Origin of the sequence: Dryocola clanedunensis (assembly GCF_038405435.1) — a bacterium.
Classification (GTDB): Bacteria; Pseudomonadota; Gammaproteobacteria; order Enterobacterales; family Enterobacteriaceae; genus Dryocola; species Dryocola clanedunensis_A.
The window spans coordinates 199820-206545 of record NZ_JBBYHZ010000007.1 but is presented as its reverse complement, the minus strand read 5'-3'; the positions used below and the strand labels follow the sequence as shown (position 1 = coordinate 206545).

The window sequence follows — 6726 nt, the reverse complement described above, 5'->3', positions numbered from 1 at the left end:
GAACTCAGAAGTGAAACGCCGTAGCGCCGATGGTAGTGTGGGGTCTCCCCATGCGAGAGTAGGGAACTGCCAGGCTCTTATTTAAAGTTGTAACTTGGTAGTACGAGGCAGTTCTCTACTCTCAGAGAGTAGGACAGGCGCAGCCTGAACGTTGCAAAGCAACGGCCCGTAGGGTGAACGAAGTTCATCAACTGCCAGGCTCTAAATTCAAAGCAGTAAAAGCCAGAGTGACATCTGGTGGTTGTAAGAAATTCGGTGGAGCGGTAGTTCAGTCGGTTAGAATACCTGCCTGTCACGCAGGGGGTCGCGGGTTCGAGTCCCGTCCGTTCCGCCACTTATTAAGCCCTGAGTCTAAGACTCAGGGCTTTTTTCTTGTCTGAAATCCAGGGATTGTTGTTTTTCACGCAAATATCTTCTGCATTTACCTCTCTTTTTCAGCATAATTTCTGCCTGCATAATCCTCGTATTACAAACACATATTACGAGGTAAGTCATGACCATCCCTGCATTTGGTTTAGGTACGTTTCGCTTAAAAGACGACGTGGTAATCGCATCGGTTAAAACGGCGCTGGAACTCGGCTATCGCTCGATCGACACCGCTCAGATTTACGATAACGAAGCGGCTGTTGGGCAGGCGATAGAAGAGAGCGGCATAGCGCGCAGAGATCTGTTTATCACAACGAAGATCTGGATCGAAAACCTTAGCAAAGACAAACTGATAGCGAGCCTGAAGGAGAGTATTAGCAAGCTGCGCACTGATTACGTCGACCTGACTTTGATCCATTGGCCATCGCCTCGAGATGCCGTGCCGGTGGCAGAATTCATGCAGGCTTTGCTGGAGGCTAAGAAAGAAGGGCTGACCCGCCAGATTGGGATCTCTAATTTCACCATCGAGCTGATGCAGCAGGTTATTGACGCTGTAGGAGCAGAAAATATTGCGACCAACCAGATTGAGCTGTCTCCTTATCTACAGAACGGCAAAGTAGTGCGGTGGGCGAAAGATCGCGGTATCCATATCACCTCTTATATGACGCTTGCTTACGGCAAAGCGTTAAAGGACGAAGTGATAGCTGCCATTGCGCAGAAGCATAATGCGACTCCAGCTCAGGTCATTCTTTCCTGGGCGATGGCGCTGGGTTACGCGGTGATCCCGTCATCAACGAAGCGTGAAAATCTGCAAAGTAACCTGAAGGCACAGTCGTTGAAGCTGGATCACGAGGATATGGCAGCCATTGCTAAGCTGGACTGCAATGACCGCCTGGTCAGCCCGGAAGGACTGGCACCTGAGTGGGATTAAGATAAATTACGGCCCCTTCGGGGGCTGTTTCACGTGTTCACTCAGAAAGTCGATAAATGCCCTGATGCGCGTGCTGACGGCCCGGTCGCTATAATAGACTGCGCTGAATGGCATCTCCACCGGCAGCAGTTTATCCGCCAGCAGCTCGACAAATTTCCCCTCAGTAATCTCCTGATTAATCATATAGTCAGAGAGACAGGCAATTCCGTTCCCGTTCAGACAAAGTTGTTTCAGCGTCTCCCCGCTGTTTGACGTAATCCCCGGCGTAATATCATAAAGCTGTCCGTCACTTTGCGCCACGGGCCAGCGGTTCAGGCTGGCGGTTTCCGAAAACCCCAGACAGACATGATCCTTAAGATCCTCAACGCAGCCTGGTATACCGTATTGTTCAAGGTAGTCGGGAGAGGCGATCAGTTTGCGAAAACTGGCAAAAAGCGGTCTTGCCCGCAGGCTGGAGTCTGTCAGTGTTCCTGCCCGAATAGCAACGTCCACCTTGCGCTCTATCAGGTTGATGAATGTCTCTGACGAAACCAGCGACAGCGTCATTTCCGGATAGCGTTCGCGGAACGGTTTGATGAGCGGCATCAGCAGATGGAGCATCACTGGAGTGGCGGCATCAATACGCAACAGCCCACGCGGCGTCTGGCGCGTCTCCATCAGTTCATTCTCTGCGGCAGCCATCTCCTGCAAAATCTGCTGTACGCGGCGGAAATAGCGCTCACCTTCTTCCGTCAGGCTTAGCTGCCGGGTAGTACGGTTCAGCAGGCTAACGCCTAATTTCATCTCCAGCTTTTTTACGGCGCGGCTGACGGCTGAGTTCGCCAGATCCAGCTGCTCGGCTGCCCGGCTGAAGCTACCGCTTTCCACAACGGCGACGAAGATCGCCAGTTCTTCTGATGTGGCCTTCATTGTTGCTCCTGAGGCAAAATTCTATTGAGATTTTGCATATTTTTGTTATTTAACCATCCCGCCATACTGCATGTCATCAAAAGACATCTGTTATGGAGTAAATTATGCCACTCGCGCTTCTTGCACTGACAATCAGTGCGTTCGCCATCGGTACCACTGAGTTTGTGATAGTTGGCCTGGTGCCCACTATCGCCGGGCAACTTTCTATTTCGCTGCCTTCTGCCGGGCTGCTGGTCTCTATCTATGCGCTTGGCGTTGCCGTTGGTGCTCCCGTACTAACAGCACTGACCGGCAAGCTTCCGCGCAAGCAGCTGCTTATTGGCCTGATGGTCCTCTTCACCGCCGGTAACCTGCTCGCCTGGCTTTCACCTAACTATGAGACGCTGGTTGTTGCGCGCCTGTTAACTGGTCTGGCACACGGGGTGTTCTTCTCTATCGGTTCCACTATTGCGACCAGCCTGGTACCAAAAGAAAAAGCGGCATCCGCCATTGCCATCATGTTTGGCGGGTTGACCGTCGCGCTGGTGACTGGTGTTCCTTTGGGCACATTTATTGGCCAGCATTTTGGCTGGCGTGAAACTTTCCTCGCGGTTTCTGCCATCGGCGTGATTGCCCTGATCGCCAGCGCAATCCTGATTCCGAATAATATTCCTACCCGTGCGGTTGCGAGCGTCAAAGAGCAGATCAAAGTGCTGACTCATCCTCGCTTGCTGATCATCTATGCAATTACCGCGCTGGGCTATGGCGGCGTGTTTACCGCATTTACCTTCCTGGCACCGATGATGCAGGATCTTGCGGGATACTCTCCGTCCGCTGTCAGCTGGATCCTCCTGGGTTATGGAGTGTCCGTGGCTATCGGGAATATCTGGGGCGGCAAGCTTGCCGATCGCCACGGCGCGGTACCGGCTTTGAAGTTTATTTTTGCTGCGCTGGCCGCTCTGCTGCTGGTCTTCCAGTTCACCGCGACATCGCACATTGCCGCTTTGCTCACCGTTCTGGTCATGGGCGTGTTCGCTTTCGGGAACGTGCCGGGCCTGCAGGTTTATGTTGTGCAGAAGGCAGAGGAATACACGCCTAACGCAGTAGACGTCGCTTCCGGTCTGAACATAGCCGCCTTCAACGTCGGGATTGCCTTAGGCTCAATCATTGGAGGCCAGACGGTGCAAAGCTTCGGCCTGGCGCAGACCCCATGGATTGGCGCAGTGATTGTCGTCGGGGCGCTATTGTTGATTGCTCTTAGTGGTCGTCTCGATAAACGTACGGTGGCTGTCAGCGGCTAAAAGATTGAGGCAGAGCGTGCGCACTTTGTTACGCTCTGATTCATTAATGGTTTGAATTGTTCATTGAAACTCTGCGCTAAAGTCCCTATAACTGAAAGACCGCCCCGCGTCTCAGGGGCTTCCGGTTACAGAGGTCATCAGTCAAACGTGCGTAAAAATACCTATGCCATGCGATATGTCGCCGGTCAGCCAGCAGAAAGAATTCTGCCGCCTGGCTCGTTTGCGAGCATAGGTCAGGCCCTGCCACCCGGTGAGCCGTTGCCTTCTGCGGAAGGCGTGTTACGCGTTCTGGTCTGGAATATCTTCAAGCAGCAGCGGGCCGAATGGCTTTCGGTGCTGCAAAACTTTGGTAAGGATGCGCATCTTGTCCTGCTGCAGGAAGCGCAGACCACGCCGGAGCTGGTGAGATTCGCAACCACTAACTATCTGGCTGCCGACCAGGTGCCAGCCTTCGTTTTGCCACAGCATCCCTCTGGCGTTATGACACTGTCTGCCGCGCATCCGGTCTATTGTTGTCCGTTACGCGAGCGCGAGCCTATTCTTCGCCTCTCTAAATCTGCTCTGGTGACCGTCTATCCCCTGCCGGATGGTCGTTTGCTGATGGTGGTAAATATTCATGCGGTGAATTTCAGCCTGGGTGTGGATGTCTACAGCAAGCAGCTTGGGCCGATTGGCGATCAGATTGGCCATCACAACGGCCCGGTGATCATGGCCGGTGATTTCAATGCCTGGAGCCGTCCGCGCATGAACGCGCTGTATCGCTTCGCAAGGGAAATGACCCTGCGCGAGGTGCGTTTTACGGACGATCACCGGCGTAAGGCTTTTGGCCGCCCGCTGGATTTTGTGTTTTATCGCGGATTCAACGTCGCAGAAGCCTCTGTGCTGGTGACCCGTGCCTCCGACCACAACCCTCTACTAGTCGAATTTCGTCCCGGCAAACCTGAGCTGAAGTAAGGTTAGTCAGGTCTGCCGTTGGGCAGACCCGTGTGCTGCCCTTTCTCTCACTTAAAACGCAAGGACATTACGATGGCAACACAATCCCACCACGATAACGTTGATCGACAGTTTGGTTCTCAGGCCAGCGCCTATCTGACGAGCGCCGTGCACGCCTCCGGGCGCGATTTAGAACGCCTCAGCGAGCGCCTGACGGCATTTCCTCATGCGAAGCTGCTGGATATGGGCTGCGGGGCAGGGCACGCCAGTTTTACCGCCGCCGCGAAGGTGAAGGAAGTGGTGGCTTACGATCTTTCCGAGGGGATGCTGACGGTGGTGAACGATGCGGCGCAAACGCGCGGCATTACCAATATCTCCACCCAGCAGGGCTATGCTGAAATCCTGCCGTTTGAGGATAGCTCCTTTGACGTGGTGATCAGCCGCTACTCAGCCCACCACTGGCACGACGTGGGTAAAGCGCTGCGTGAGGTTAAGCGCGTGCTGAAGCCAGGTGGTACGGCGATCTTTATGGATGTGATGTCCCCCGGCCACCCGGTGCTGGATATCTGGCTGCAAACGGTAGAAGCATTGCGCGATACCTCGCACGTTTATAACTATTCCAGCGGTGAATGGCTGAGCTTGTTTAACGAAGCCGGCCTGAGCACGCAAAACCTGCTGTGCGATCGACTGAGCCTGGAATTTTCGAGCTGGATCGCGAGAATGAGAACCCCGCAGGTGCTGGCCGACGCTATTCGCGCCTATCAGCAAAGCGCCTCTGATGAAGTTCAGCGCTATTTTGAGCTCCAGGAGGATGGCTCTTTTGTCAGTGACATCGTCATGCTGGAGGCGAAGAAGGTCTAATCAGGACGGGTCACAGGCAATAAAAAAGGCACCTCGTAAGGTGCCTTTTCTTTAAGTGACAATCAGGTATCAGGTGTCGCATTGTTGCTGACAAACAGCGTTAGCTGGTCGCCAGGCTTCAGGTTGTCGGTATCATCGTTCCAGCGCAGAACATCTTTGATGTTCACACCGTGACGCTTCGCAATACTCGACAGGGAGTCACCCTTACGCACCTTATAGGTAATGCTGTCATTATCAGCTAAACGCTGGCTGCCATTTTTGACGCTCAGCGTTTGACCAACTTTGATGTTCGCACCCCGGATGCCGTTCCAGCTTTTCAAATCTTTCGTGCTGACGCCTAAGCGTGCAGCGATGCTCGACAGGGTATCCCCTGAGCGCACTTTGTAAGATTTGTTGCCACCTGCATTAATGCGGTTGTCGGCGACCAGCGTCGGCTGTACGGCGGCAATTTCACCGGAGGCCAGAGAAGCTTTAAGCTGATCCGCATGCTTCTTTGGCACCATCACATAGCGCTGATTTTTGCCAACGGTTGAGGTTTTTACCCCAGCGTTGAACGCTTTTAGCGTAGTGAGTGAAATACCCGCCATATCGGCGACCTGCTTCAGCTGTACCGGATTACTCACTTCAACCCGAGCCAGCGCACGGCTTTCGTCCGTTGTTGGTAAACGTACCCCATACTTCTGGTTGTTCTTGAGAATTTCACTCAGGGCCAGCATTTTAGGGACGTAGACTTTGGTTTCACGCGGCAGCGAAAGTGACCAGAAGTCCGTTGGTTTCCCACGGGCCTTGTTCGCTTTGATTGCGTTCATCACGCGGCCTTCGCCGCTGTTGTACGCCGCTACGGTGAGTAACCAGTCACCATCAAACATTTTGTTCAGACGCTGCATCATATCCAGCGCAGCAGTGGTGGAAGCCACTACGTCACGGCGTGCATCGTACGCTTTGGTCTGCTTCAGACCATAATTGCGCCCCGTACTTGGAATAATCTGCCAAATGCCTGCTGCATTTGCGCCAGACGTCGCGTGGGGGTCAAAAGCGCTCTCCACTATGGGTAGCAGTACCAGTTCCATCGGCATGTTACGTTTCTTAACTTGCCCGGCAATCCAGTACATATACGGCTCTGCCCGTAATGTTACATCGTGGAGATAGCTCTTATTTCTCAGGTACTTCTGTTTCTGTTCGCGGATCCGGCTGTTTTCCGGTATCCCCATCTTTTGCTCGTCGCCGATGAAGTCCCACAGGTTCTGATCTTGCGCGAGGAATGTCCCATCGTCCATCCATCGCGTCGAGTTCGCTCGACCAGTGTACTTTCCTGCTTCACCTTGACCAGCTGCAGACAGACTCTGTGCATGCTGTTGGATGTTGGCGTCATGCTTTGACGCCTGGCACCCCACAAGCAGGACAGTGGCGAGTAATATCGCTTTTGCCTTCATGTGTGTGTCAATG

The 6726-nt window shown here is 53.6% G+C and carries 6 protein-coding genes, 1 tRNA gene and 1 rRNA gene; 6 read left to right on the top strand and 2 right to left on the bottom strand.

What is annotated here, in order from left to right; genetic code table 11:
* The 3 genes from rrf to dkgB form a co-directional block, all read left to right on the top strand.
* Window positions 1-75, top strand: a 5S ribosomal RNA gene (gene rrf, locus AAE045_RS16475); the annotation flags it as partial.
* Between the two features lie 182 nt (window positions 76-257).
* Window positions 258-334 (top strand) — tRNA-Asp (locus AAE045_RS16470).
* Between the two features lie 159 nt (window positions 335-493).
* Window positions 494-1297: a 2,5-didehydrogluconate reductase DkgB gene (gene dkgB / locus AAE045_RS16465; RefSeq protein ID WP_455548645.1), complete on the top strand. Its 804-nt coding sequence runs from the start codon at window positions 494-496 to the stop codon at window positions 1295-1297.
* 6 nt (window positions 1298-1303) lie between these two features.
* On the opposite strand, the gene yafC is transcribed toward dkgB, so the two are convergent.
* On the bottom strand, window positions 1304-2206 hold the full coding sequence (gene yafC / locus AAE045_RS16460) for a DNA-binding transcriptional regulator YafC (RefSeq protein ID WP_455548644.1): 903 nt from the start codon (window positions 2204-2206) through the stop codon (window positions 1304-1306).
* 104 nt (window positions 2207-2310) lie between these two features.
* On the opposite strand from yafC, the gene AAE045_RS16455 reads away from it, so the two are divergent.
* From AAE045_RS16455 to AAE045_RS16445, 3 genes are all read left to right on the top strand, one after another.
* Window positions 2311-3486: an MFS transporter gene (locus AAE045_RS16455; protein ID WP_455548643.1), complete on the top strand. Its 1176-nt coding sequence runs from the start codon at window positions 2311-2313 to the stop codon at window positions 3484-3486.
* Between the two features lie 147 nt (window positions 3487-3633).
* On the top strand, window positions 3634-4440 hold the full coding sequence (locus AAE045_RS16450) for an endonuclease/exonuclease/phosphatase family protein (protein WP_455548642.1): 807 nt from the start codon (window positions 3634-3636) through the stop codon (window positions 4438-4440).
* 72 nt (window positions 4441-4512) lie between these two features.
* The gene (locus AAE045_RS16445; RefSeq protein ID WP_455548641.1) at window positions 4513-5280 is read left to right on the top strand and encodes a class I SAM-dependent methyltransferase; all 768 of its coding nucleotides are present in this window, start codon (window positions 4513-4515) and stop codon (window positions 5278-5280) included.
* A gap of 62 nt (window positions 5281-5342) precedes the next feature.
* Here the strand turns inward: AAE045_RS16445 and mltD are convergent, their stop codons facing one another.
* Window positions 5343-6713 carry a murein transglycosylase D gene (mltD, locus tag AAE045_RS16440; RefSeq protein ID WP_455548640.1) on the bottom strand — a complete coding sequence of 457 codons (1371 nt, stop codon included), beginning with the start codon at window positions 6711-6713 and terminating at the stop codon, window positions 5343-5345.
* Window positions 6714-6726 lie beyond the last annotated feature (13 nt).

Coding starts and splice junctions, on each gene's coding strand:
- AAE045_RS16455 (WP_455548643.1), top strand. CDS start 2,311: ATGCCACTCGCGCTTCTTGCACTGACAATCAGTGCGTTCGCCATCGGT.
- AAE045_RS16445 (WP_455548641.1), top strand. CDS start 4,513: ATGGCAACACAATCCCACCACGATAACGTTGATCGACAGTTTGGTTCT.
- mltD (WP_455548640.1), bottom strand. CDS start 6,713: ATGAAGGCAAAAGCGATATTACTCGCCACTGTCCTGCTTGTGGGGTGC.
- dkgB (WP_455548645.1), top strand. CDS start 494: ATGACCATCCCTGCATTTGGTTTAGGTACGTTTCGCTTAAAAGACGAC.
- yafC (WP_455548644.1), bottom strand. CDS start 2,206: ATGAAGGCCACATCAGAAGAACTGGCGATCTTCGTCGCCGTTGTGGAA.